Annotated in this window: 21 protein-coding genes; 10 read left to right on the forward strand and 11 right to left on the reverse strand. The window is 69.2% G+C overall.

Features of this window, described 5'->3' with window-relative positions:
- Nucleotides 1-132: 132 nt before the first annotated feature.
- Nucleotides 133-1,575: an RNA polymerase sigma factor gene (locus ABF401_RS04055; RefSeq protein ID WP_353508259.1), complete on the reverse strand. Its 1,443-nt coding sequence runs from the start codon at nucleotides 1,573-1,575 to the stop codon at nucleotides 133-135.
- Nucleotides 1,576-1,693: 118 nt separating this feature from the next.
- On the opposite strand from ABF401_RS04055, the gene ABF401_RS04060 reads away from it, so the two are divergent.
- The 4 genes from ABF401_RS04060 (at nucleotide 1,694) to ABF401_RS04075 (ending at nucleotide 6,110) form a co-directional block, all read left to right on the forward strand.
- Entirely contained in the window at nucleotides 1,694-2,821 is a 1,128-nt protein-coding gene (locus tag ABF401_RS04060) for a metallophosphoesterase (protein WP_353508260.1), read from the forward strand.
- A gap of 49 nt (nucleotides 2,822-2,870) precedes the next feature.
- Complete coding sequence (locus ABF401_RS04065) at nucleotides 2,871-3,581, forward strand: DNA alkylation repair protein (protein ID WP_353508261.1); 711 nt, start codon at nucleotides 2,871-2,873, stop codon at nucleotides 3,579-3,581.
- The gene (locus ABF401_RS04070; protein WP_353508262.1) at nucleotides 3,578-4,903 is read left to right on the forward strand and encodes an MATE family efflux transporter; all 1,326 of its coding nucleotides are present in this window, start codon (nucleotides 3,578-3,580) and stop codon (nucleotides 4,901-4,903) included. Before ABF401_RS04065 ends, ABF401_RS04070 begins: the two co-directional genes overlap by 4 nt.
- 178 nt (nucleotides 4,904-5,081) lie before the next feature.
- Nucleotides 5,082-6,110: an NAD(P)-dependent alcohol dehydrogenase gene (locus ABF401_RS04075; RefSeq protein ID WP_353508263.1), complete on the forward strand. Its 1,029-nt coding sequence runs from the start codon at nucleotides 5,082-5,084 to the stop codon at nucleotides 6,108-6,110.
- Nucleotides 6,111-6,245: 135 nt separating this feature from the next.
- Here the strand turns inward: ABF401_RS04075 and ABF401_RS04080 are convergent, their stop codons facing one another.
- A complete protein-coding gene (locus tag ABF401_RS04080; protein WP_353508264.1) occupies nucleotides 6,246-6,728 on the reverse strand; it encodes an anthrone oxygenase family protein in 483 nt (160 codons plus the stop codon).
- Entirely contained in the window at nucleotides 6,725-6,853 is a 129-nt protein-coding gene (locus ABF401_RS04085) for a hypothetical protein (RefSeq protein WP_353508265.1), read from the reverse strand. The genes ABF401_RS04080 and ABF401_RS04085 overlap by 4 nt, the downstream gene beginning before the upstream one ends.
- Before the next feature lie 82 nt (nucleotides 6,854-6,935).
- Here ABF401_RS04085 and ABF401_RS04090 point away from each other — a divergent pair, with 82 nt between their 5' ends.
- From ABF401_RS04090 to ABF401_RS04115, 6 genes are all read left to right on the forward strand, one after another.
- Nucleotides 6,936-7,871, forward strand: coding sequence for an AraC family transcriptional regulator (locus ABF401_RS04090; protein WP_353508266.1), 936 nt, complete (start codon nucleotides 6,936-6,938; stop codon nucleotides 7,869-7,871).
- 174 nt (nucleotides 7,872-8,045) lie between these two features.
- Nucleotides 8,046-9,344 (forward strand): ABC transporter substrate-binding protein, encoded by a 1,299-nt coding sequence (locus ABF401_RS04095; protein ID WP_353508267.1) that lies wholly within the window; start codon nucleotides 8,046-8,048, stop codon nucleotides 9,342-9,344.
- Nucleotides 9,344-10,357: a carbohydrate ABC transporter permease gene (locus ABF401_RS04100; RefSeq protein ID WP_353508268.1), complete on the forward strand. Its 1,014-nt coding sequence runs from the start codon at nucleotides 9,344-9,346 to the stop codon at nucleotides 10,355-10,357. The genes ABF401_RS04095 and ABF401_RS04100 overlap by 1 nt, the downstream gene beginning before the upstream one ends.
- Nucleotides 10,354-11,256, forward strand: a complete 903-nt coding sequence (locus ABF401_RS04105) for a carbohydrate ABC transporter permease (protein ID WP_353508269.1) — start codon at nucleotides 10,354-10,356, stop codon at nucleotides 11,254-11,256. The genes ABF401_RS04100 and ABF401_RS04105 overlap by 4 nt, the downstream gene beginning before the upstream one ends.
- Nucleotides 11,253-12,743: a GH1 family beta-glucosidase gene (locus ABF401_RS04110; protein WP_353508270.1), complete on the forward strand. Its 1,491-nt coding sequence runs from the start codon at nucleotides 11,253-11,255 to the stop codon at nucleotides 12,741-12,743. The genes ABF401_RS04105 and ABF401_RS04110 overlap by 4 nt, the downstream gene beginning before the upstream one ends.
- The gene (locus ABF401_RS04115; RefSeq protein ID WP_353508271.1) at nucleotides 12,740-13,777 is read left to right on the forward strand and encodes a LacI family DNA-binding transcriptional regulator; all 1,038 of its coding nucleotides are present in this window, start codon (nucleotides 12,740-12,742) and stop codon (nucleotides 13,775-13,777) included. The genes ABF401_RS04110 and ABF401_RS04115 overlap by 4 nt, the downstream gene beginning before the upstream one ends.
- A gap of 21 nt (nucleotides 13,778-13,798) precedes the next feature.
- Here ABF401_RS04115 and ABF401_RS04120 read toward each other — a convergent pair whose 3' ends face one another.
- The 8 genes from ABF401_RS04120 to ABF401_RS04155 all read right to left on the reverse strand — a co-directional run bounded on the left by ABF401_RS04120 (nucleotide 13,799) and on the right by ABF401_RS04155 (nucleotide 21,769).
- Entirely contained in the window at nucleotides 13,799-15,001 is a 1,203-nt protein-coding gene (locus tag ABF401_RS04120) for an ABC transporter permease (protein WP_353508272.1), read from the reverse strand.
- The gene (locus ABF401_RS04125; protein WP_353508273.1) at nucleotides 14,998-15,906 is read right to left on the reverse strand and encodes an ABC transporter ATP-binding protein; all 909 of its coding nucleotides are present in this window, start codon (nucleotides 15,904-15,906) and stop codon (nucleotides 14,998-15,000) included. Before ABF401_RS04125 ends, ABF401_RS04120 begins: the two co-directional genes overlap by 4 nt.
- Nucleotides 15,907-15,994: 88 nt before the next feature.
- Nucleotides 15,995-16,441: a 50S ribosomal protein L9 gene (rplI, locus tag ABF401_RS04130; protein ID WP_353508274.1), complete on the reverse strand. Its 447-nt coding sequence runs from the start codon at nucleotides 16,439-16,441 to the stop codon at nucleotides 15,995-15,997.
- A 28-nt stretch (nucleotides 16,442-16,469) separates the two neighbouring features.
- On the reverse strand, nucleotides 16,470-16,706 hold the full coding sequence (rpsR, locus tag ABF401_RS04135) for a 30S ribosomal protein S18 (protein WP_013494395.1): 237 nt from the start codon (nucleotides 16,704-16,706) through the stop codon (nucleotides 16,470-16,472).
- 176 nt (nucleotides 16,707-16,882) lie between these two features.
- Nucleotides 16,883-17,488 (reverse strand): single-stranded DNA-binding protein, encoded by a 606-nt coding sequence (locus tag ABF401_RS04140; RefSeq protein WP_353508275.1) that lies wholly within the window; start codon nucleotides 17,486-17,488, stop codon nucleotides 16,883-16,885.
- A gap of 52 nt (nucleotides 17,489-17,540) precedes the next feature.
- Complete coding sequence (gene rpsF / locus ABF401_RS04145; RefSeq protein WP_353508276.1) at nucleotides 17,541-17,828, reverse strand: 30S ribosomal protein S6; 288 nt, start codon at nucleotides 17,826-17,828, stop codon at nucleotides 17,541-17,543.
- 276 nt (nucleotides 17,829-18,104) lie between these two features.
- Nucleotides 18,105-19,460: a glycosyltransferase 87 family protein gene (locus tag ABF401_RS04150; RefSeq protein WP_353508277.1), complete on the reverse strand. Its 1,356-nt coding sequence runs from the start codon at nucleotides 19,458-19,460 to the stop codon at nucleotides 18,105-18,107.
- A complete protein-coding gene (locus ABF401_RS04155; RefSeq protein ID WP_353508278.1) occupies nucleotides 19,457-21,769 on the reverse strand; it encodes a transglycosylase domain-containing protein in 2,313 nt (770 codons plus the stop codon). Before ABF401_RS04155 ends, ABF401_RS04150 begins: the two co-directional genes overlap by 4 nt.
- Nucleotides 21,770-21,928 lie beyond the last annotated feature (159 nt).

The raw sequence follows: 21,928 nt of genomic DNA on the forward strand, positions 1-21,928 counted from the left end.
CCGGTCGAGCAGCAGCCGATCAGGCTCTGTCAATGCTCGAACCATTGGCGCCCGCCACTGGCTTGCGTCCACACCACAACAGTCGCACCGGAGCCCCTCGATGGTTGACACCACCAACGAATCCAGCCGCGCTCAGTTCAACCTGACCCAGGTGTCGGCGGCGCCACCCAACCGACCGCAGCTGTCCTGCGAGAGCCGAGCGTCCATCGTCGCGTAGTCAGACCGGACCCGGGCATAGGTCCTCGTGCAGTGCTCGCCCTTCGCTGTGAAGACGACGGAGCCGTCGGCTGCAAGAGTCACGGCGCCCTCCTCGACGAGGGGCACCCGCCCCTTGTCGTCCACCGTCCCAGCATCGTCGCTGACCACGTAGTGCCCGGCGTCGTCGACTGCGAGCAGCCGTCCCGTTCCGGAGAGCAGCCACGTGCCCGTGAGCGTCGACAACCACTGAACCCGCTCGAGCATCCCGGCGACGTACTTCGGCTTGACCTCGCCTGGTGCGGCGGGAACCACCCGCGTCAGCACTGACGACAGCCGCCCGAGACTCCGGGGCCCGCAGGAACCTGTGGTCGCCAGGTCGGCCCGCAGCTGTCCCGGCGCCACCTGTGAGAGGGCCCATGACGCCGTGCAGGTGTCGCGCCATCGCAGCACGAGCACGTCGCTCTTGACGCTGTAGGCGAAACCCGGCTCCGACCGGCCGCGCCGGAGGTCCTCGGGCGAGGACCAGATCGCCATCGTCCCGTTTGCGTGCAGGACCCACACGATGGGCCTGGGGTCATCATCAACCCGCCACACCCCGACGAGATCCGCAGCCGTGAGCGGTCGCGATGCCGAGTCGAGAAGCGACGGTAACGCCGGTGCGCCCCTCTCATCGCCGACGATCGACAGTGCCGCGACAGCCAGGGCGAGGGCGAGGACGGCACAGGCTGCCACGAGCCAGTTGTGGTTCCGCCATGCCCGTCGCTGTGGCCGACTGGAGCGACCGACGATGAACTCGCTCTCGAGCCCGGCAACGTCCGCGGCGCTGACCTGGATGCCATCTGCCACGCTGCGCAGCCCCCACTTCACGTGCGCGCCGACCTCGATCAGATCGGTGTCGCGCTGGAGTCGTTGCAGGGCCCGGTGCGCATGCCGGTTGACCGTGCCGATCTCGAGCTCGAGGAGCGCTGCCGTCTGGGCCTCGGTGAGGTCGAGGTGGTACCGGCAGACGATGACTTCGCGTTGCCGTTCCGGCATACGCCGAAGAACGGCCACGATCCGCAGTGCCTGGTCGTTGGCGATCGCGTCGCCGTCGATGCGTCGCGATCGGGACCGGCCCCGCTGTGCGGTGCGGCACTGGCTGATGACCGCGGCACGGAGCTCCGCGCCAAGCGAGGACCTGTCGCGCAGGGTGTTCCAGTTGCGGTACACCGCGATGAAGGCCTCGTGGACCGAGTCCTCAGCGATGTCACGGTCGCCCACGATGAGATACGCGAGACGGACGAGGTCCGCACAGTGTTCCGTGAAGAGATCGTGGATGATCGCGTCACGATCGGAGTCGCCAGACCACTCCGGAAATCTCGGTGGCTCTGCCAACATCTCTTGCCTCCCCCACAGCGACGGACATACGACTTGAGTCGCCTTCGCAATGCAGATGGTTGACCGGTTGCCGAAACCGGTGCCGCCTTTCCAGGCCGGACCTGAGAGGCTGCCGCTTGTGTCCCTATTCGTCGTCGTCGTCGCGGTGCTCCTTGCGCTCGTGACGTGGGCCCTCCACCGCCGACTCTTCGTGACACCCCAATGGCCGTATGCCGCTCAGCTCGCTTCCGCGGTCGTCTTCGTCCTCGGGTGGCTCGCTGTGCTGGCCGCCTTCGCGATCCAGGGCGGCGTCATCGACCCGGCGAACACCCGCTGGCTCGCCTGGCTCGGCATGACCTGGCTCGCCGTCGTCTGGTACCTCATCGTCGGCGTCCTCGTCCTCGGGCTCGTCGTGTTGCCGGCTCGGCTGGCCGGTCGCACGAGCCTGCGCCGCACGATGCTGAGGATCGGGGCACCCACGGTGGTGGTCGCGGCGCTGAGCACAACGGCATACGGCATCGGGGAGGCGGCAGAGCCGGCGGTCACCCCGGTCACGATCACGAACGACCTCGTCCCCGAGGAACTCGACGGCCTGCGCATCGCCCTCATCACCGACCTCCACGTCGGGCCGGTCAGGGACGCCGGGTTCACCCGGCGCGTCGTCGACCTCGTCAACCGCGAGCACCCGGACCTCGTCGTCATCGCGGGAGACATCGCGGACGGCAAGGTTGCCCAGGTCGGCAAGGACCTCGCCCCACTCGCCGAGCTCCGGGCCCCGCTCGGCACCTTCGGCGTCGAGGGCAACCACGAGGTGATCTCCGGCGAGCCGGAGGCGTGGCTCCGGCACTGGGAGGACCTGGGAGTCCGCGTGCTGCGCAACGAGAACCTCTCCATCGCCCGCAACGGCGGACAGCTGACCATCGCCGGCATCAACGATCCGTCGGGCAACCGTCCCGACGGCCCGGATGTCGAGGCCGCCCTGTCCGGCGTCGACCCCGACCTCTTCACGCTCCTGTTGGCGCACCAGCCCAGGCTCGCCGAGCTGGCGGCCGGCCGCGGGGTCAACCTCCAGCTGTCCGGGCACACGCACGGCGGACAGCTGTGGCCCTTCGACTACCTCGTGCGGCTCCAGCAGCCGGCCCTCGAGGGTCTGGCTCCGGTGGGTGACGTGCCCGTGTACACGTCGCGCGGTGCTGGGGCGTGGGGCCCGCCGGTTCGGGTGCTCGCCCCGCCCGAGGTTCCGGTCATCACGCTGCGCCAGCGTTAGGGCTCGGACGGCCGTGCTCGACTCCCCTCGCGCCCATTACGTTGGGCGCATGAGCGCCGGTCCGCACCCTGACTTCAGGTCGGCGGTGCGGGAGGCGCTCACGGCACGGGCCAACCCGGAGCGGGCCGCCGGGCAGCAGCGCTACATGAAATCCGCCCTCCCGTACCACGGCCTCACGTCGCCCGAGCTCGCCCACGTGTTGCGCCCGCTGCTTCGCGACCCAGGCCTGGCCATGCGATCGCGTGAGGAGTGGGCCGCGACGATCCGTCAGCTCTGGGACGAGGCCACGCACCGCGAGCAGTGGTACGCAGCGCTGGCCCTCGCCAAGCACCGTGCCTACCGTCAGTGGGTCGACTCGACGAGCATGCCCTTGTGGGAGAGCCTGATTCGCAGCGGGGCCTGGTGGGACGTCGTGGACGACATCGCCACCCACCTCGTCCGCGACACGGTGCTCGCTGCCCCACCCATCGAGAAGCCGCGCATGCGCGCGTGGGCCGTCGCGGACTCGCTGTGGGTGCGTCGGGCGGCGATCCTGTGCCAGGTCGGGGTGCAGGACCGGCTCGACCAGCGGCTGCTCGCGGAGGTCATCGAGCCGAACATCGAGGATCCCGACTTCTTCAGCCGCAAGGCGATCGGGTGGGCGCTGAGGGACCACGCCCGGTGGGACCCGGCCTGGGTCCGACGGTTCGTGCAGCAGCATCCCGCACTGTCGGGCCTGTCCCGTCGGGAGGCGCTCAAGCATGTGGGTCCGGCGTCGTGACGCAGGCACCGAGCCATCGGCGCGAGATCCTCCGCCTCGCCGTTCCCGCCTTCCTGGCCCTCATCGCCGAGCCGCTCTTCCTGCTCGCCGACTCGGCGATCGTCGGCCACCTCGGCACGGCGGAGCTCGCCGGGCTGGGCGTCGCGAGCGCCGCGCTCATCACCGCGGCGGGCGTCTTCGTCTTCCTCGCCTACGGCACGACGAGCGTCGTGGCGCGCCAGCTCGGTGCCGGCGACACGCGCGCAGCGATCGCCGCGGGCGTCGACGGACTCTGGCTCGCCATGGGTCTGGGAGTGGCCACCGCGGCACTCGTCGCGACCTTCGCCGAGCCGATCTGTGCGCTCTTCGGCGCCTCGGAAGCGGTGCTCGTCCAGGCAACGACCTACCTTCGCATCTCGGCCTTCGGGATCCCGGGGATGCTCGTCATCCTTGCCGTCACCGGTGTGCTTCGCGGCCTCCAGGACACCCGCACACCACTGGTCGCCTCCGTCCTGGGGTTCGGCGCCAATGTCGTCCTCAACCTCGTCTTCGTCTACGGGCTGCACTGGGGCATAGCAGGATCGGCGTGGGGGACGGTCATCGCCCAGACGGGCATGGCCACGGGGCTCGTCCTCGTCCTGCTGCGGCAGGCCCGGGTCCGGCACGCCCGGCTGCACCCACATCCCGGCCGCGTCCTGGGCGCCGCGCGGACGGGGGTCCCGCTGCTCATCCGGACCCTCGCGCTCCGGGCTGCTTTGCTGCTGACGACCTGGCTCGCCGCGTCCTACGGCGACGTCACCCTCGCCGCGCACCAGGTGGCCCTGACCGTGTGGTCCTTCCTCGCCTTCGCTCTGGATGCGCTGGCCATCGCGGCACAGGCCATCGTCGGCCGCTCGCTCGGCGCCGGCGACCGTGAGGGCGTCCGCTCCGCGATGCGGACGATGATCCGGTGGGGTGTCTGGGGTGGGCTTGCCATCGGCCTCGTCGTCGTGGTCCTCCACGGCGTGCTCCCGCCGCTCTTCACCGGGGAGGAGTCGGTGCAAGCCGCCCTCGCGGCCGCGCTCGTCGTCGTCGGCCTGGGCCAGGCGATCGCCGGCTATGTCTTCGTCATCGACGGGGTCCTCATCGGGGCCGGCGACGGTCGGTGGCTCGCGTGGGGACAGCTGATCAGCCTGCTCCTCTACCTCCCGGTCGTCCTCGCCCTGCACAGCCGCGGACCGAGTGACTCGGCCGTCGTCGACATCGTCGTGCTCTGGCTCGCGTTCACGTTCTGGATGGCGATCCGCGGGATCGTGCTCGGCTGGCGGGCTCGTCAGGACACGTGGATGGTCACCGGCGCCTGACCACCCGGCCACAGCGGCAGGCCACCTCTCCTCGTCAAGCGAGCCGACGGACTGACACGAGGTGCCTCGATCCGACCGCGCCACGCCTGGTCACGCGGATCGGGCAGATTCTGTGGTAGTCCGTCGGCGCAATGCCTACCTACAGTTGATCTGGTCATCGGTCCGAACGTGAGGGGAAGTGGATGTGAAAGCGCTCCAGTACGTCCGCATCGGCGCCAAGCCGGAGCTTCGTGAGGTCGACCGGCCCACCCCCGGTCCCGGTGAGATCCTGCTGAAGATCACCGCGTCGGGCCTGTGCCACTCCGACGAGGTCGTCATGGCCTACCCCGAGGACGTGTATCCGTATCCGCTGCCCATGACCTTCGGGCACGAGCCGGCCGGAGTGGTCGCCGAGTTGGGCGAGGGGGCGACGGGCGTCGAAGTCGGGGACAGCGTCATCGTGTACGGCTGCTGGGGCTGCGGCGTCTGTGCGATGTGCGCCGACGGGTCGGAGAACCTCTGCCTTCGGGGCATGGTCTCGCCGGGCCTTGGTCGTGACGGCGCGATGGCGGAGTACATGGTCGTCGACAACGTCCGCCACCTCGTGCCGATCGGCGACCTCGACCCGGTGCGCGCCGCGTCCCTCACCGACGCGGCCCTGACCCCCTACCAGGCGATCAAGAAGGTCCTCCCTCGCCTCGTCGGAGGGACGACGACGGTCGTCATCGGCGCCGGCGGCCTCGGCCACGTCGCCATCCAGCTGCTCCGGACCCTGACGCCGACCCGGGTGATCGCGCTCGACCTCGGCGACGAGAAGCTCGCGTTCGCGAAGGAGATGGGCGCTCACGAGGCCCTCGAGTCCAAGCCGGAGGCCGCTGATCGGATCAGGGAGCTCACGGACGGTCGTGGCGCTAACGTCGTCTTCGACTTCGTCGGGATCGACCCGACGGGCGATCTCGCCCTGAAGAGCGTCGGCGTGGCCGGGGCCGTGGTCCTCGTCGGGGCTGGCGGCGGCAACGCGAAAGTCGGCCTGCTGTCGGCGCCCTTCGATGTCCAGGTCAGCACCTCGCTCTGGGGCCGGCGCAAGGAGCTCCTCGAGCTGGTCGAGATGGCCAAGCGAGGGGACGTGACCATCGAGACGAAGACGTACTCGCTCGACGATGCGCTCGAGGCCTACGACGACCTGCACGAGGGCCGCATCCGTGGCCGGGGCGTCATCGTCCCCTGAGAGACATCGGCGGCGCAGACCTTCGGGAAGCCACCCGTCCTCGCCGCAACACACCCGCTTGTCGACTGCTCAGGGCGGTTGCAACCGGGTCGAGCACTCGATTGGCGGGTGTGTTGCGGTTGACGTGGGTGGTGGTCAGGGGAGCTGGGCGGCGCCGGCGATGACGAGGGCGGCCGAGACGAGGGAGAGCGCCGTGCGGACGTGGTTCATCGCGACCCACCCCGGCACGAATTGCCCCCAGCCCGTCGCTGCCGCGCCGGACGTCGCGTCGACGGCGTCGAGGCGGTTGTTGCGCGGGACGTGGTAGCCGGCTGTGATGGCGAGAGCCGCGACCGCCGTCACAGCACCGGTGACCAGGAGCGTCCGCGCAGCGCCCGGCACGTCGGCCCGCGTCAGGGCCCAGGCAGCGACGGCTGCGCTGCCGGGTCCCGAGGCCACGAGCGGCAACCCGAGCGCGCGCGGCGCAGCCCGGTTGATCGCCTGCATCGTGGCGACGGCGTGCGACGCAGGTAGGCGACGGAGGGCCGGCATGACGAAGCTGGAGAACCCGAAGAGCACTCCGCCCATGACGCCCGATGCCGCGGCGGTGGCCAGCGCGGCGGTTTGCAGCGCCATCATCGGTCCCACGCTCCCTGTGCTGGGCGGAGGGTTGCGTATGCCGCTGAGCTGGCTCCCGGCGCGGCCTCCCAGGTGCCCACGTCCTCCCAGGGGAACCGGGCCAGTGGCTGGAGTGAGATGTTCATGGAACCCAGTACAGCGGCATACGGCAAGATTTTCCATGAGTTTGTCACTCATTTATCTACGCGATCGTCTTACCATCGGCCCATGGACACGTTGACGGCGACGCTCGACGGGCACCGCGCGCGAGGGGTGCACGTCCTTCACGTGGAGATGGAGGCGCCCTGGTCGGTGGCCGTTCAGGACGAGGCCACGGTCGGCGTGCTCGTCATGGTGCGCGGCGAGGCCTGGCTCGATCGGGCCGGCCACGATTCTGTGGGGCTCCGCCCGGGTGACGTGGTGATCACGACGGCGGGACTGGAGTACACGTTCGCCGGCTCCCCGGGCGTGCCACCGACGATCGTCATCGGGCCCGGCGAGGTGAGCCGTGACCTCGTCGGCAACGACCTCTGCGTCGAGCTGAGCCACGGCGTCCGACGGTGGGGGAATGCTCCGGGCGGCGAGGATGCGTTCCTCGTGGGCACCTACGAGCTCGCCTCGCAGGTGACCGGTCGACTGCTCGACGCGGTGCCCGGGCTCGTCGTGGTGCGAGGTGGCGACTGGGACCGGGGTCTCATCGGCCTCCTCGTCGCCGAGCTCGGTCGGGACCTGCCAGGGCAGGACGTCGTCATCGACCGGCTCGTCGACCTCGTCCTCGTGACGGCGCTGCGCCGCTGGTTCGCCGAGGAGCCCGGGCGCGCGCCGCGCTGGTGGACGGCGCAGTCCGATCCGGTGGTGGGGCCGGTGCTCTCGGCGATGCAGGCCGACCCGGCCGCGCCGTGGACGCTGACGACGCTGGCTCGGGAGGCTGCGGTCTCACGAGCGACATTGGCCCGGCGGTTCACCGACGTCGTCGGCGAGTCGCCGATGGCCTATCTGGCTCGGTGGCGAATGGACGTCGCCGCGCAGCTGCTCCGCGACACCGACGCGACGGTCGAGCAGGTGTCCGGTCGGGTCGGGTACGCCAGCCCGTTCGCGTTCACGGCGGCGTTCAAGCGGGCGCATGGGATGCCACCCCGGACGTTCCGGCGGAAGGCCGGTTGAGCGGATAATCCCACCATCGACGACCGGCGAGGTCACGTGTTGATAACGGGGGTTGACCGGCAGTAACCAAGGCCTCATTCTCATCCGTGAGAGCGCTCTCACAGGATTCCCTCCCGCTGGGAGAGCGCTCCCATACCACCCCTCCACTCTGGGCTGAGACCGAAGGAGCTCTCAATGAAACCACGTCATACCCGCTTACAGGCGCTCGCCGCCATCACCGTCGGACTCCTCGCCCTTAGTGCCTGTGGGTCGAGCTCCGACGGCGAGAACAACGCCGGCTCCGGCAACCAGACGACCTCCGCTGGGCCAGTCACCCTCAAGCTCGCGACGTTCAACCAGTTCGGCTACGAGGACCTCATCACCGAGTACATGGCCGCCCACCCGAACGTCAAGATCGAGCACAAGAAGGCGGCCACCTCGAACGAGGCCCGCGACAACCTCAACACCCGCCTCGCCGCCGGATCGGGGCTGTCGGACGTCGAGGCCGTCGAGGTCGACTGGCTGCCGGAGCTGATGCAGTACTCCGACAAGTTCGTGGACCTCAAGTCACCCGACACGGACGGCCGCTGGCTCGACTGGAAGGCGAAGGCCGCCACCGACGCGAAGGGACGTCTCATCGGCTACGGCACGGATGTCGGCCCCGAGGCGATCTGCTACCGCGCCGACCTCTTCGAGAAGGCCGGCCTGCCCTCTGACCGCGATGCCGTCGCCCAGCTGCTCGGCAACACGTGGGAGAGCTACTTCGCCGCCGGGACGCAGTTCAAGGCCAAGTCCGACGTCCCGTGGTTCGACTCACTCGGCGCGACATGGCAGGGCATGATCAACCAGGTCGAGACCGCTTACGAGACGCCGGAGGGCGAGGTCATCGCCACGACGAACCCCGACGTCAAGAAGACCTACGACGCCGTGGTCAAGGCCGGAATCAACGACGGGCTCTCGGCAAAGCTCCAGCAGTGGAGCGACGACTGGGTTGCCAGCTTCCAGGACAACGGGTTCGCCACGATGCTTTGCCCGGGCTGGATGGTCGGTGTCATCGAGGGCAACGCCAAGGGGGTCAAGGGCTGGGACGTCGCCAACACCTTCCCCGGCGGAGGCGGCAACTGGGGCGGCTCGTACCTCACCGTCCCGAACCAGTCGCAGCACCAGGCCGAGGCCAAGGCGCTCGCGGCCTGGCTCACCGCGCCCGAGCAGCAGGTCAAGGCCTTCAAGAAGGTCGGCGCCTTCCCCAGCCAGGTCGCCGCGCTCGACAACCCTGAGCTCGCCGCCGTCACCGTGCCGTTCTTCAACAACGCCCCGACGGGGAAGATCTTCGCGGAGCGGGCCAAGGCCGTCACGGTGAGCCCCTTCAAGGGTCCCAAGTACTTCCCCATCAACGACGCGATGCAGCAGGCGCTGACCCGGATCGAGGACGGCTCGTCCACTCCTCAGGCGTCGTGGGAGAAGTTCGTCGCGGACGTCCAGGCCCTGGGCTGATGCTCGACACGCGCACGGACCGGTCGGCCAGCCGGGACACCGTCCCGGCTGGCGGGCCGGCCCCTGGCTCCACCCGCCCGCCCGCCGGGGCGCCCGGCGAGCGGGCGCGCTGGCGTCAGCGCCTCAGCCGGTTCGAGGGGAAGGCCTCGCCCTATGCCTTCATCTCGCCGTTCTTCATCGTCTTCGGCGTCGTCGGCATGTTCCCCATCCTCTACACCGCCTGGGTCTCGCTGCACGAATGGAACCTCATCGGCGGGCAGGGCGACTTCGTCGGCCTCCAGAACTTCCAGGACGTGCTCCAGCAGCGCTTCTTCTGGAACGCGGTCCGCAACACCTTCAGCATCTTCCTGCTCTCGAGCGTCCCGCAGGTCATCCTCGCGCTGCTCATCGCCGTCGCCCTCGACAGCGGGATCCGCGCGAAGGGCTTCTGGCGGATGAGCGTCCTGCTGCCCTATGTCATCGCCCCGGTGGCGGTCGTGCTCATCTTCAACGACCTGTTCGGCGACCGCTACGGCCTGTTCAACCAGCTGCTCGGCTGGGTCGGGATCGATCCGGTGCAGTGGCACAAGGACACCTTCGCGAGCCACATCGCCATCGCCACGATGGTCAACTTCCGGTGGACCGGCTACAACGCCCTCATCCTCCTGGCGGCGATGCAGACCATTCCCCGGGACTACTACGAGGCCGCCCTCATCGATGGAGCCGGCCCGATCCGGACCTTCTTCTCCATCACCGTCCCGCAGCTGCGCGCCACGATCATCTTCGTCGTCATCACCTCGACGATCGGCGGTCTCCAGATCTTCGACGAGCCGCGGATGTTCGACCAGTACGGGCAAGGGGGCGCGGACCGCCAGTGGCAGACGCTGACGATCTACCTCTACAACCTCGGCTGGAACCAGAAGAACTTCGGTCGCGCGTCCGCGGTCGCCTGGCTCCTGTTCCTCATCATCGTCGTCTTCGCCATCGTCAACTACTTCGTCATCCGCAGGATCGCCTCCAAGGAGTCCCGATGACCGTCATGACCCGACGCCTCCAGGAAGGCGGCCGCTCGACCATGGGTCGCGCGGGCAAGGGGGCGACCGCCCGAGTGGCCCGGCGGGCGCAAGCGAGCCCAGCGGCATACGCCTTCCTCACTGTGGTCCTGCTCGCGAGCGTCTTCCCGCTCTGGTGGTCCTTCGTCATCGGCAGCAAGGATGCCGCGGCGATCAACAGCGGGGAGGTGTCGCTCCTGCCGGGCGGCAACTTCATCGAGAACGCCCGAACCGTCATCACGACGCTGCCGTTCTGGCGAGCGTTCCTCAACAGCGTCATCGTCTCGACCGTCGTGGCCGGCGCGGTGGTGCTCCTGTCCACGCTCGCCGGGTTCGCTTTCGCCAAGCTGCGGTTCCGCGGCCGGGACGCGCTACTCGTCATCATCATCGCGACGTTGTGCGTGCCGACCCAGCTCGGGGTCGTCCCGCTCTTCATCGTCATGGCCAAGCTGGGCTGGATCGGTGGCCTCTGGGCGGTCATCATGCCTGCGCTGGTCAGTGCTTTCGGGGTGTTCTGGATGACCCAGTACCTGCGCGAGGCGCTGCCGGACGAGCTCGTTGAAGCAGCCCGGGTGGATGGTGCCTCAACGCTGCGCATCGTCTGGAGCGTTGCGCTTCCGGCCGCCCGGCCCGGTGCGGCGATGCTCGGGCTGTTCACCTTCATCGCGACCTGGACGAACTTCTTCTGGCCGTTCATCGTGCTCGAGCCGGGGAACCCGACCCTGCCCGTGGCCCTGCAGCAGCTGCAGGCGGCCTACTACGTCGACTACTCGCTCGTCCTCGCCGGCGTCGTCCTCGCGGCGCTCCCCCTCCTCATCGTCTTTTTCCTCGCCGGCCGTCACCTCGTGTCCGGCATCATGCAAGGAGCAGTCAAGGGATGACCCTCAACCTCACCTCATCCGGCCGACCCGTGAAGCCTGGTGCAGGAGCGCAGTCTTCGCCCGACGGCACGCGCAAGGTGCCGGACGGGTTGGTCCTCGGGGTCGCCACCGCCGCCTACCAGATCGAGGGCGCGCGCCACGAGGACGGGCGCGCCGACTCGATCTGGGACACCTTCTCGCACACCCCGGGCGCGGTCGTCGACGGAGACACCGGTGACATCGCGTGCGACCACTACCACCGCTACCTCAGCGACGTAGCCCTGATGAAGCGCCTCGGCATCCAGTCATACCGGTTCTCGACATCATGGGCGCGGGTGTGCCCGGACGGTCGGACGGTCAACCCGAGGGGCCTCGACTTCTACGAGCGGCTCGTCGACTCGATCCTCGACGCGGGGATCGCGCCGTGGCTCACGCTCTACCACTGGGACCTGCCCCAGGCGCTGGAGGACCGCGGCGGCTGGCCGGTGCGTGAGACGGCTGACCGCTTCGTCGACTACGCCCTCGCCGTGCACGACCGGCTGGGCGACCGGGTCTCGACGTGGACGACCCTGAACGAGCCGTGGTGCTCGGCGTTTGTCGGCTACACCAGTGGTGAACACGCGCCCGGCCGGCAGTCGCCCTCCGACGGGCTCGCCGCAGCGCATCACCTCATGCTCGGCCACGGTCAAGCCGTCGCTGCCCTGCGCGAGCGTGATCCCTCCCTGAAGCTCGGGCTCACGCTGAACTTCACGGTGGCTGACCCCGTCGACCCGTCCAACCCGAGCGACGTCGAGGCCGCACGGCGGATTGACGGCCAGATGAACCGGATCTTCCTCGACCCGATCTTCCGCGGTGAGTACCCCGCCGACGTCCTCGAGGACGTCCGGGGCCTTGGACTCGAGACGCACATCAAGGACGGCGACCTCGCAACGATCGCGGCCCCCATCGACGTGCTCGGCGTCAACTACTACAACGGTGGGGCCTTCAGCCACCTGCCGCCCCTGTCCGCCCTCAACGCCGGCCCCGCGACGACCCGGCCGACCCGGTCCCCGTTCCCGGCGGCCGACGGTGTGCACGGGCACCCGCGGGGCCTGCCGGTGACCTCGATGGACTGGGAGGTGCAGCCAGAGGGACTGACCCGCCTCCTCGTCAGACTCCACGAGGAGTACGCCGGGCCCACGAACACCGCCCTGCATGTCACCGAGAACGGCGCGGCCTTCGACGACGAGGCCGACGAGGTCGGGTTCGTCGACGACCGGGACCGCATGAACTACGTCCGTTCGCATCTCGGCTCGGTGCTCGACGCGCTCGAGGCGGGCGTGCCGGTGCAGGGCTACTTCTACTGGTCGTTCCTGGACAACTTCGAGTGGGCGTGGGGCTACGCGAAGCGCTTCGGTATCGTCCGAGTGAACTACGAGACGCAGGACCGCACCCCGAAGGCCAGCGCGCTGGACCTTGCCCAGATCATCAGCACGAGAGAGCTCCCGTCGGGAGGCAACGACGCATGAGTAGCGGATCGATGGCCGTTTCGGGTCGGCCGACCCTCGAGGAGGTCGCTCGGCTTGCCGGCGTGTCACGCGCCACGGTGTCGCGCGTCATCAACTCCTCACCGAAGGTCAGCCCCGAGGTCCAGACCGCCGTCGAGGCAGCCATCAGCGAGCTGAACTACGTGCCGAACCGGGCGGCTCGATCGCTCGTCGCGCGGGCGACGATGTCGATCGCCCTCGTCGTGCCGGAGGATGCCCACCGCTTCTTCGGGGACCCCTACTTCGCCGACATCGTCCAGGGGATCAGTGATCGGCTGGACGACAGCGACTACGTCCTCAATCTGCAGCTGGCCCACCCCAGCTCACCCTCCGACAAGACTCGCCGCTACCTGCTGGGCGGCAACGTGGACGGGGCCCTGGTCGTCTCGCACCACTCCGGCGACCACTTCCTCGCCTCGCTCGGCCAGTCGCTGCCGGTCGTCTTCGGCGGTCGCCCGATGGACGCGGAAGGCGTGCCGGGACGCCCCACCGACTACTACGTCGATGTCGACAACCGTCTCGGGGCGGTTCAGGGCACCCGGCATCTCGTCAAGACGGGGCATCACGCCATCGCCACGATCACCGGGCCCGGTGACATGCCTGCGGCGATCGACCGCGAGCAGGGCTGGCGGGATGCGCTGCGGGAGGCAGGGCTCTCGGACGTTCGGGTCGCCCACGCCGACTTCAGCGAGGAGGGCGGCGGTCGAGCGGCGGCAGAGCTGCTCGACCGCTATCCCGACGTCGACGCGATCTTCGTCGCCAGCGACCTCATGGCCAGCGGAGCTCTCGCCGCGCTGGCGGAGCGAGGGCGGGCCGTGCCATCGGACGTTGCCGTCGTGGGCTACGACGACAGCCCCTTTGCCAGGCGGGGACCGATCCAGCTGACGACGGTCGCCCAGCCGACGAAGCAGATGGGCATCGTCATGGCTGACACCTTGCTCCAACTGCTCGATGGCAAGCAGGCGCCGCGAGTCTCGCTCCTCCACACCCATCTGGTGGTGCGGGACTCGGCCTGACGGGTCAGCTGGTCGACGCCCTCAGTCGGCCTGTGGCCGTAGGACCTCGGTGAACTTGACCCGCCGGCCGGTGATGAGCAGGGCCCGCCGGTAGATCGACGAGGCGACGGCCACGAGCAGCACGGCGGTCGCGGCGGTGAGCACCATGGCCAGGACGAGCTGGTAGACGGGGACCTCACCCCCCGCCCATCTGATCGGCATCGCCACCGGTGCGCTCAGCGGGAAGATCGACAGGACGACGCTCCAGACGCTGCGCGGATCGCCCATCACCACGATGATGGAGAGCATGTAGACGATGACGAGGGTGGTGGTGACGGGCAGGATCGCCGAGTTCGCCTCGGTGATCTTGTCAACGAGCGAGGCCGTCGCCGCGAAGAGGAACGAGTAGAGCGCGAACCCGAGGATGAACCACACCAGCGCCAATGTCAGGTCTCCGCTGGCGACCGAGGGCAGCCCGAGGTCCGCCACCCGGAGTCCGATGGCCAAGGGCACGGCGAGCACGACGAGCTGCGCCAAGGTGACCAGGCCGACCGCCAGCACGGTGCCCACGAGGATCTGGCTCGGCCGCAGGACCGCGAGCAGGACCTCGGAGATCCGCGTCGACTTCTCCATGGCCACCGTGGTCGCAATGGCGCTGCCCGCAAAGGTGATGGCGAGGTAGAGCACGATCCCCACGCCGAAGCCGACTGCGGCGCGGCCCTCGCTGTCGACCCGACCGACCGACTCCTGCCGTGGCGGCTGGACCGACTGCACCGAGGCGATCTGGTCAGCGCTGAGTCCTGCTGCGGCGAGCCGCTTGGCGGTCTCGACGCCGACGACCGCCTGGGCGACGACGATGGGGAACGGTCCTGCCGACTGGCTGGGGGTGAAGAGTGTCCCGTCAGCCAGCCCTGCGCTCGCCACGTCGTCGCGCACGGCAACGCGCACGGCCTCGGCGGTGTCGCGCGTCTCGAACTTGACGGTGAAGTCCCCAGCCTGTCCGGCTGCCTCCAGGGCGGACCTGAGCGGGGCGGGCGCCTCGCCGACAGTGGCCAGGGTGTAGGTGGTCCCGTCCTCGCTGATGAGCTGCGGCACGACGACCGCGCCGATCGACAGGAGCAGGAGCAGGCCGGTCACGACCTTGAAGGTGCGCGAGTGGAGGTTCTCGACCAGGCTGCGCCGGGCGACCAGCCACATGCCATCCCGCCACGTCATGTGCTCCTCAACGACCTCTCGTCCGCTCATGCGCCACCGACCCGTTGGCCCGCCGCACTCAGGAACAGCTGGGAGAGCGTCGGCAGGTCGAGGCCGAAGTCGGCGACCCGTCCTGTCGCGCGCCCGGCGTCGAGCACTGCGAGCGGGTCGACACCGGGGGGAATCGCCAGGCGGAGCCCATCCGCCTCATCGCTGACGACGCTCACGCCGTCCCACTGCCGCAACCAGGTCCGGTCATGCGACTCGAGCTGCAGTCGCAGCTGGCGGTCCCCCGAGGACGCCCGCAGCGTAGCCACCTGACCGTCCAGGACGACCCGGCCCTGGTCGATCATGACGATGTCCTTGCAGAGGTCCTGGACGAGGTCGAGCTGATGACTTGAGAAGAGCACGATCCGGCCGCCCGCGCGCTCGCGCAACGTCTCGGACAGCCCAGCGACCGCGACGGGGTCCAGACCGGCAAAGGGCTCGTCGAGGACAATGACGTCCGGCTCGTGGACGAGTGCGGTGGCCAGCTGCAGCCGCTGCTGCATCCCGCCGGACAGCTTGTCGGTGCGGTCGGCCCACCGGTCGCCCAGACCGAGCTCATCGAGGAGCGCGTGGGCGCGGGCCGTCGCATCCGATCTGGAGAGCCCGTGCAGGCAGGCGAAGTGCACGACCTGCTCCCCAGCCGGCATGGCCGGGTAGAGTCCCCGCTCCTGTGGCATGTAGCCCCAGGCGCGGCGGTCCCGCAGGTCCTCGACCGACTGGCCGTCGAGCCTGACCTGGCCGCGGTCCGGCGTCAGCACGCCCAGCATGACCCGCAGCAGCGTCGTCTTGCCGGCACCGTTCGGCCCGAGCAGGCCGGTCAGCCCACCCGGCTCAACGGCGAAACTCACGCCGGCGAGAGCCTGACGCTCCCCAAAGGCGTGCGCGACATCGTCGATCTGCAGTGCCATCAAGGCCACCTTAGCGAGCGACACGGGAATGGAGCAGGGCCCGGTTCGGCGGAACCGGGCCCTGCTCCTGCGCCTTGGCGCTGCTGTCTCAGGCGGGGACGACCTCGAACTTCAGGGTCGCCGCGACGTCGGCGTGGAGACGAACGGTCGCCTCGTACGAGCCGAGCGACTTGACGGCCTGCTTGACCTCGATCTTGCGCTTGTCCAGCTCCGGCCCGCCGGCGGCCTTGACCGCCTCGGCGATGTCGCCGTTGCTGACCGCGCCGAACAGCCGGCCGGACTGGCCGGCCTTGGCCGCCACCTTGACCGGCAGGGCCTCGATCCGACCCTTGACGGACTTGGCCTGCTCGATGTCGTTGATGGCGCGCACCTCGCGGCCCTTCGTCAGAGCGTCGACCTGCTTCTGGCCACCCTTCGTCCACGGCGTCGCCAGGCCCCGCGGCAGCAGGTAGTTGCGGCCATAACCGTCCTTGACCTCGACGACGTCACCGGCCGCGCCGAGGCCGGTGACCTCGTGCGTCAGAATCAACTTCATTGGTACGTTCCTCTCTCGAGCGGCCGGCTCAGCGAGCCGAGCTCGAGTACGGCAGCAGGGCCATCTCACGGGCGTTCTTCACGGCCGTGGCGATGAGGCGCTGCTCCTGGACGGACACACCGGTCACCCGGCGAGCGCGGATCTTGCCGCGGTCGGAGATGAACTTGCGCAGCAGCGCGGTGTCCTTGTAGTCGATGTTCTCGACCTTCGCCGCCTTCAGCGGGTTGGCCTTCTTCTTGGGCTTGCGCACAACGGGCTTGGCCATCGTGGTGCTCTCCTTCTGGAAAGCCCGGGGTTTCCTCCCCGGGATGGGATTACTTCACTGTCGTATGCCGCTGAGCTGGCTCAGCGGCCAATGTCGGCTCCCTGCCCCAACCGTTCGAGACGCTCGGCGACTCCGAGAGTCGCGCCTGACCTCGAACCGCGGTTCAGGCCGACGAGTCAGAACGGCGGCTCGTCGTAGCTCGGGGCGCCTTGCCCCCAGCCACCCTGCTGACCGCCGCCCTGCTGCCCGCCCTGCTGACCACCTTGGGGCGCGCCGGCCGGCTGTCCCCAGCCACCCTGCTGACCACCCTGCCCACCGCCGGGACCGGTTGCCCACGGGTCGTCACCGCCCTGCTGCTGGCCGCCGCCGCTCCAGCCGCCGCCCTGCTGCTGGCCGCCGAAGCCGCCACCGCCGCCACGCTGGGTCTTGTTGACCTTGGCCGTGGCGTTGCGCAGGGAGGGGCCGATCTCGTCGACATCCAACTCGACGACGGTGCGCTTCTCGCCTTCCTTCGTCTCATAGGACCGAGACTTCAGACGTCCGGAGACGATGACCCGCATGCCGCGCTGGAGCGACTCGGCGACGTTCTCGGCCGCGTCGCGCCACACCGAGCAGCGCATGAACAGCGTCTCGCCGTCCTTCCACTCGTTGGTCTGGCGGTCGAACATCCGCGGCGTCGAGGCCACGGTGAAGTTCGCGACCGCGGCGCCCGACGGCGTGAAACGCAGCTCCGGGTCGGCGGTCAGGTTGCCGATGATGGTGATGACGGTGTCGCCTGCCATGCGTGGCTCCGTTCAGTCCTTCGTTGGGTGATCGGTGATCGAGGGCGGGAGGTCAGGCGCCGGGACGGAGCAGCTTGGTCCGCATGACCGACTCGCTGAGGTTCAGCTGCCGGTCGAGCTCCTGAGCCGTGGCGGGCTCGGCGGTGAAGTTGACGACGGCGTAGATGCCCTCGTTCTTCTTCTTGATGTCGTAGGCGAGCCGGCGACGGCCCCAGACGTCGACGTTGTCGACGGTGCCACCATCCTTCTTCACCACGCTGAGGAACTTGTCCATCGTGGTGCCGACGGTGCGCTCCTCGGTCTCCGGGTCGAGGATGACCATGAGTTCGTACTGACGCATGCTTCTAACCCACCTCCTTTGGTCTTGGCGGTCACGGGTCTCTCCCGTGACAGGAGGGTTGCAAACGTCCCGCCGCGTCCCAGCCTTGCAGATTCAGCCGACACTGCTGCGGCCTTCTCCACAAGCCGCCCAGGGGCGGTAGGGCACACGGCGAACCCGGCAAGACTACCGGGCCCAGCGGCATACGCCGAAATCCGGACTCAGGGATGCCGACAACGCGGGCTTTCGCGGGTACACGGGGGCGCAGGCCGGCCACGGCCGAGAGCCCCCGTGGGTTCACGTGAAGCGGACGATGACGCGGTCCTCCGCGCCCGTCATCGGGCCGGCCAGGTCGTCGGGCTCCGGCTGTGAACGACCCCAGCGTTCGCGGGCCTGCAGCCACACCATCGCCACGAGCCAGAGGACCGCGATGACGCGCAGCATCGAGAAGAAGGCGTACCACGGGTTCGGCAGCCCGCGGTCCGGGACCTTCCCCGCGGCGATCGTCAGCCATACGGCGACGAAGTTCATCGCCTCGGCGGCCGCCCAGATCAGGTGATCCCGCCACTGGACGAGGCTCCAGGCAATGAGCGGGACGAGCCAGAGGGAGCTCTGCACCGTGAAGGACTTGCCGGTCACCAGGACGATGCCCACCATGACGAGGGAGACCTCCGCGAGAGACGGCCGACGCGCGCTCGCCAACGCGAGGACCGCCCCGACGCCGATCGCGACGACCCAGCCGAGGACCGCGAGCGCGGTGACCGCCCACGTGGGCAGTGGGTGGCCGGCGAGCTGCGGCAGCAGCCACGGCGAGCCATAGCCCGCCCCTACGGCGGCCCAGCCCTGGTAGGCGGAGGCGGCGGCGTCCGGGTTGAGGAGCCAGAGCGCGCCGGTCACGCCGAGGAACGTGGCGACCGCGTGACCGGCGGTGCGGCCGAACTCGCGCAGCCGGCCGGACCGCACGGCGAGCAGACCGATGGCGACGAGGATGAGCACGGGGTAGGACCGCGCGGAGATCGCCAGCCCGAGCAGGACCCCGGCCGCGCCCGGGCGGCGGCGCCCCCAGGCCCACATTCCCGCACTCGCGAGCGCCACGCCGAGCAGGTCGGCGGAGACGAAACCCACGAGGGCGACCACGGGGGCGAGGGCGACGTGGGCGGAGGTCCACGGGCGCCGGGATGACGAGGCGACGAGCCAGATCACCGCGAGGAGCAGCAGCGTCAGGAGCACGGCCCAGAGGGCGAAGTACCACGCGATCCGGGTGCCCTCCCGCTCCGCAGAGGGGACGAGGCTCGCGACCGCGGTCAGCATGAGGCCGGTCAGCGGCGGCTGCCCGGTTGTCGGTGCTCCCTCCGCGCCACGGAGGAAGGCTGCCAGCCCGGCGCCGAGGTCGCCGTCCCGGTAGGCGTTCGGCAGGTCGGAGTAGCACGCGTTCCAGAACTGCCCGTCGCCCGACCAGTGGGTCCGCAGGCACGGGATCCGAAGGGCGATGCCGAAACCGGCCGGGATCGCCGCCAGCGCCGAGACCACGGCAGCCGTGAACATCCAGGGGAGCTCGCGGGCGGCGTAGCGGCCGCGTGGACCTCCGATCACCTCGCTCGCGGCAGTTGCGACGGGATCGCTCGTGGTCGTCCCGCGGCCGGACGCGGTCATCCGCCCCCGCCGCCCCCGCCGCCGGGTTTCGGGGGCTTGGAGCTGGTCGCGCTCGGGTCCGGCAGCGGCACCGTCACCGAGAACGTCGGTTCCTGCGTCGTGGTGGTCGGCCTCGGCTTGCCCGGCGGGGTCTTGGTCGGCTTCGCCGGCTCGGACTTCGTCGGAGGCGGCTCGCTGGTCGTGGTCGGGGGCGCCTCGGTCGTCGTCGTTGCCTCGGTCCGGGTGGCGGTCTCCGTCGGCACGTCCTCGTCACCCACGCCCTCGCGCTGCGGGAACGGCAGCACCTCGACGCCCTCGAACGTCGGGATCATGAAGTCGAGCCAGATGTTGGCCGGGATGGTCGAGCCGTCGAACGCGACCGACTCCTCGTCCGTCAGCGAGAGGCTCGAACTGCCGTCCTTCGTGGGCTTGTACGTCCCCACCGACACGGCCATCTGGGGCACGAACCCGCTGAACCACTTGGACAGGTTCTCCTCGGACGTTCCCGTCTTCGCAGCGACGGGCCGGTCGAACTCCCGGCCGATCTTGGTCGCCGTCCCGCCCGGCTTCGTCGTGTACGTCATCGCGTCGGTCACGTCTGCCGTGACCTCCTTGGCGAAGGCGCGGCGAGTTTCGGGCTTGGCGGTGTAGGTGTAGCTGCCGTCCGCCGTGGTGACCTTGGCGATGAGATAGGGCGTGGACCGCACCCCTTGGGCAGCGATCGTCGAGTAGGCGGAGGCCATGTCGACGACATGCGGGGAGGCCGTGCCGAGCACGTTGCCGAGGTCGTTCTTGAGGCCGGGGGTCTTGTCCGGGATGCCGGCGTCGACGGCGGCCTGGCGGGTCTTGTCCGGCCCGATCTCCTCGTTCAGCTCGACGAACGCGGTGTTGATCGACCTGCCGACCATCCTGCGCATGTCGACCTTGCCGTAGTCCCGGTCGTCATAGTTGTTGACCGGGTGCGGGTATCCGTCGAACTCCTTGGGGCTGTTCCCGTCGAACTTCGTCTTCGTCGACACGCCCTCGCGCACCGCGGCGAGCACCGTGAAGGGCTTGAAGTTCGAGCCGCCCTGCATGATGGCCTGGGTGGCGTTGTTCAGCTGCCGCTTGGAGTAGTCAGAGCCCCCATACATGGCGATGACCGCGCCGTTTCCGGGCTTGATCGCGACCAGGCCGCCCTGAAGACCCTTGGGCAGGTTCTTGCTCATCGACTTGACGGCGTTGGACTGGGCCTTGCGGTCGATGGTCGTGACGATGCGCAGGCCGCCCTTGGCGACGTCCTGGTCGGTGAGGCCGATGCGCACGAGCTCCTTCTTGACCTCGGCGGTGATGTAGCCGTTGGTGCCGCGGGAGAGGCGGGGGCCCTGGTACTCCTTGATCTTCGGCAGCTCGGTGAACTTGGCCCGCTCGGTGGCCGAGAGCCAGCCCTCCTCGACCATGCCGTCGAGGACGTAGGCGTAGCGCCGCTCGAGGTTGGCGGCGGCCTTCTCGCCCTCGGCGGGGTCGTAGAGCGACGGCGCGTTGATGACCGAGGCGAGGACGGCGCCCTCTCCCACGGTGAGCTTCTCGACAGACTTGCCGAAGTACGCCTGGGCGGCGGTCTGGATCCCGTAGGCGCCGCGGCCGTAATAGATCGTGTTGAGGTAGTCCCCGAGGATCTGGTCCTTGGACTTCTCACCGTCGATCTTCATCGCGATGAGGATCTCCTTGGCCTTGCGCTCGAGGGTGCGGTCCTGGCTGAGGAAGTAGTTCTTGACATACTGCTGGGTGATCGTCGAGCCACCGACCTGGGTCTCGCCGGTGACGGTCGTCTTGACCGCTCGGAAGATGCCGCCGACGGAGATGCCGTTGTTGACGTAGAAGGTGCGGTCCTCGGCGGCGATGTGCGCCTTCTGGACGGCGTCGGGCACCTTGGCCAGGTCGACCATCTGGCGGTTGCCCTCGTCCTGGACGATGCGGTCGATCTCGGTCTTGCCGTCGGAGTAGTAGATGATCGACACCTGCCGGCCCACGAACTCGTTGGGCTGTGGCACGGTGGTCTGGGAGTAGGCGAACCAGATCCCGGCGATGCCGAGAATGAACAGGATGACCCCGGCGAGCGAGCCCCACTTGAGAGTGGGGATGACCCAGCGGCGCCAGCCGGTCCGGCCGTCGCCTCCGTCGCCTCCGCGGCCGCTGCGTCGTCCCTGCCCACCGGCCCGGAACTCGAGTGCGTCGCCGTCATCCGTCGGCTCGCCGTACATCGAGTTGGGTCGCCTGTCCCCGGCACGACGATTGCGCCTGTCGTCGGCCAGCTGGGCGGCACGGATCTCGCGCCTGCTCTGTGTCACTCCACCACTTCCGTTTCGTGCGCAGGCTCGAGAAACCTCTCGAGCCTGCGCATCAGTATGACCCGTTGACGCGCCATGCGCCGAAATGAACCCCGCCGTCCACAGTGGGCACACAGGCACCAGGCCGAGCCCACCGGCATACGGCACAAACGCGTGCCA

Source organism: Intrasporangium sp., from assembly GCF_040414665.1.
Classification (GTDB): Bacteria; Actinomycetota; Actinomycetes; order Actinomycetales; family Dermatophilaceae; genus Intrasporangium.

What these genes read in the sequence shown, in the direction of transcription:
- ABF401_RS04055 (WP_353508259.1), bottom strand. Translation starts at nt 1,575, where the DNA reads ATGTTGGCAGAGCCACCGAGATTTCCGGAGTGGTCTGGCGACTCCGAT.
- ABF401_RS04065 (WP_353508261.1), top strand. Translation starts at nt 2,871, where the DNA reads ATGAGCGCCGGTCCGCACCCTGACTTCAGGTCGGCGGTGCGGGAGGCG.
- ABF401_RS04080 (WP_353508264.1), bottom strand. Translation starts at nt 6,728, where the DNA reads ATGATGGCGCTGCAAACCGCCGCGCTGGCCACCGCCGCGGCATCGGGC.
- ABF401_RS04085 (WP_353508265.1), bottom strand. Translation starts at nt 6,853, where the DNA reads ATGAACATCTCACTCCAGCCACTGGCCCGGTTCCCCTGGGAGGACGTG.
- ABF401_RS04090 (WP_353508266.1), top strand. Translation starts at nt 6,936, where the DNA reads ATGGACACGTTGACGGCGACGCTCGACGGGCACCGCGCGCGAGGGGTG.
- ABF401_RS04095 (WP_353508267.1), top strand. Translation starts at nt 8,046, where the DNA reads ATGAAACCACGTCATACCCGCTTACAGGCGCTCGCCGCCATCACCGTC.
- ABF401_RS04100 (WP_353508268.1), top strand. Translation starts at nt 9,344, where the DNA reads ATGCTCGACACGCGCACGGACCGGTCGGCCAGCCGGGACACCGTCCCG.
- ABF401_RS04105 (WP_353508269.1), top strand. Translation starts at nt 10,354, where the DNA reads ATGACCGTCATGACCCGACGCCTCCAGGAAGGCGGCCGCTCGACCATG.
- ABF401_RS04110 (WP_353508270.1), top strand. Translation starts at nt 11,253, where the DNA reads ATGACCCTCAACCTCACCTCATCCGGCCGACCCGTGAAGCCTGGTGCA.
- ABF401_RS04115 (WP_353508271.1), top strand. Translation starts at nt 12,740, where the DNA reads ATGAGTAGCGGATCGATGGCCGTTTCGGGTCGGCCGACCCTCGAGGAG.
- ABF401_RS04120 (WP_353508272.1), bottom strand. Translation starts at nt 15,001, where the DNA reads ATGAGCGGACGAGAGGTCGTTGAGGAGCACATGACGTGGCGGGATGGC.
- ABF401_RS04125 (WP_353508273.1), bottom strand. Translation starts at nt 15,906, where the DNA reads ATGGCACTGCAGATCGACGATGTCGCGCACGCCTTTGGGGAGCGTCAG.
- rplI (WP_353508274.1), bottom strand. Translation starts at nt 16,441, where the DNA reads ATGAAGTTGATTCTGACGCACGAGGTCACCGGCCTCGGCGCGGCCGGT.
- rpsR (WP_013494395.1), bottom strand. Translation starts at nt 16,706, where the DNA reads ATGGCCAAGCCCGTTGTGCGCAAGCCCAAGAAGAAGGCCAACCCGCTG.
- ABF401_RS04140 (WP_353508275.1), bottom strand. Translation starts at nt 17,488, where the DNA reads ATGGCAGGCGACACCGTCATCACCATCATCGGCAACCTGACCGCCGAC.
- rpsF (WP_353508276.1), bottom strand. Translation starts at nt 17,828, where the DNA reads ATGCGTCAGTACGAACTCATGGTCATCCTCGACCCGGAGACCGAGGAG.
- ABF401_RS04150 (WP_353508277.1), bottom strand. Translation starts at nt 19,460, where the DNA reads ATGACCGCGTCCGGCCGCGGGACGACCACGAGCGATCCCGTCGCAACT.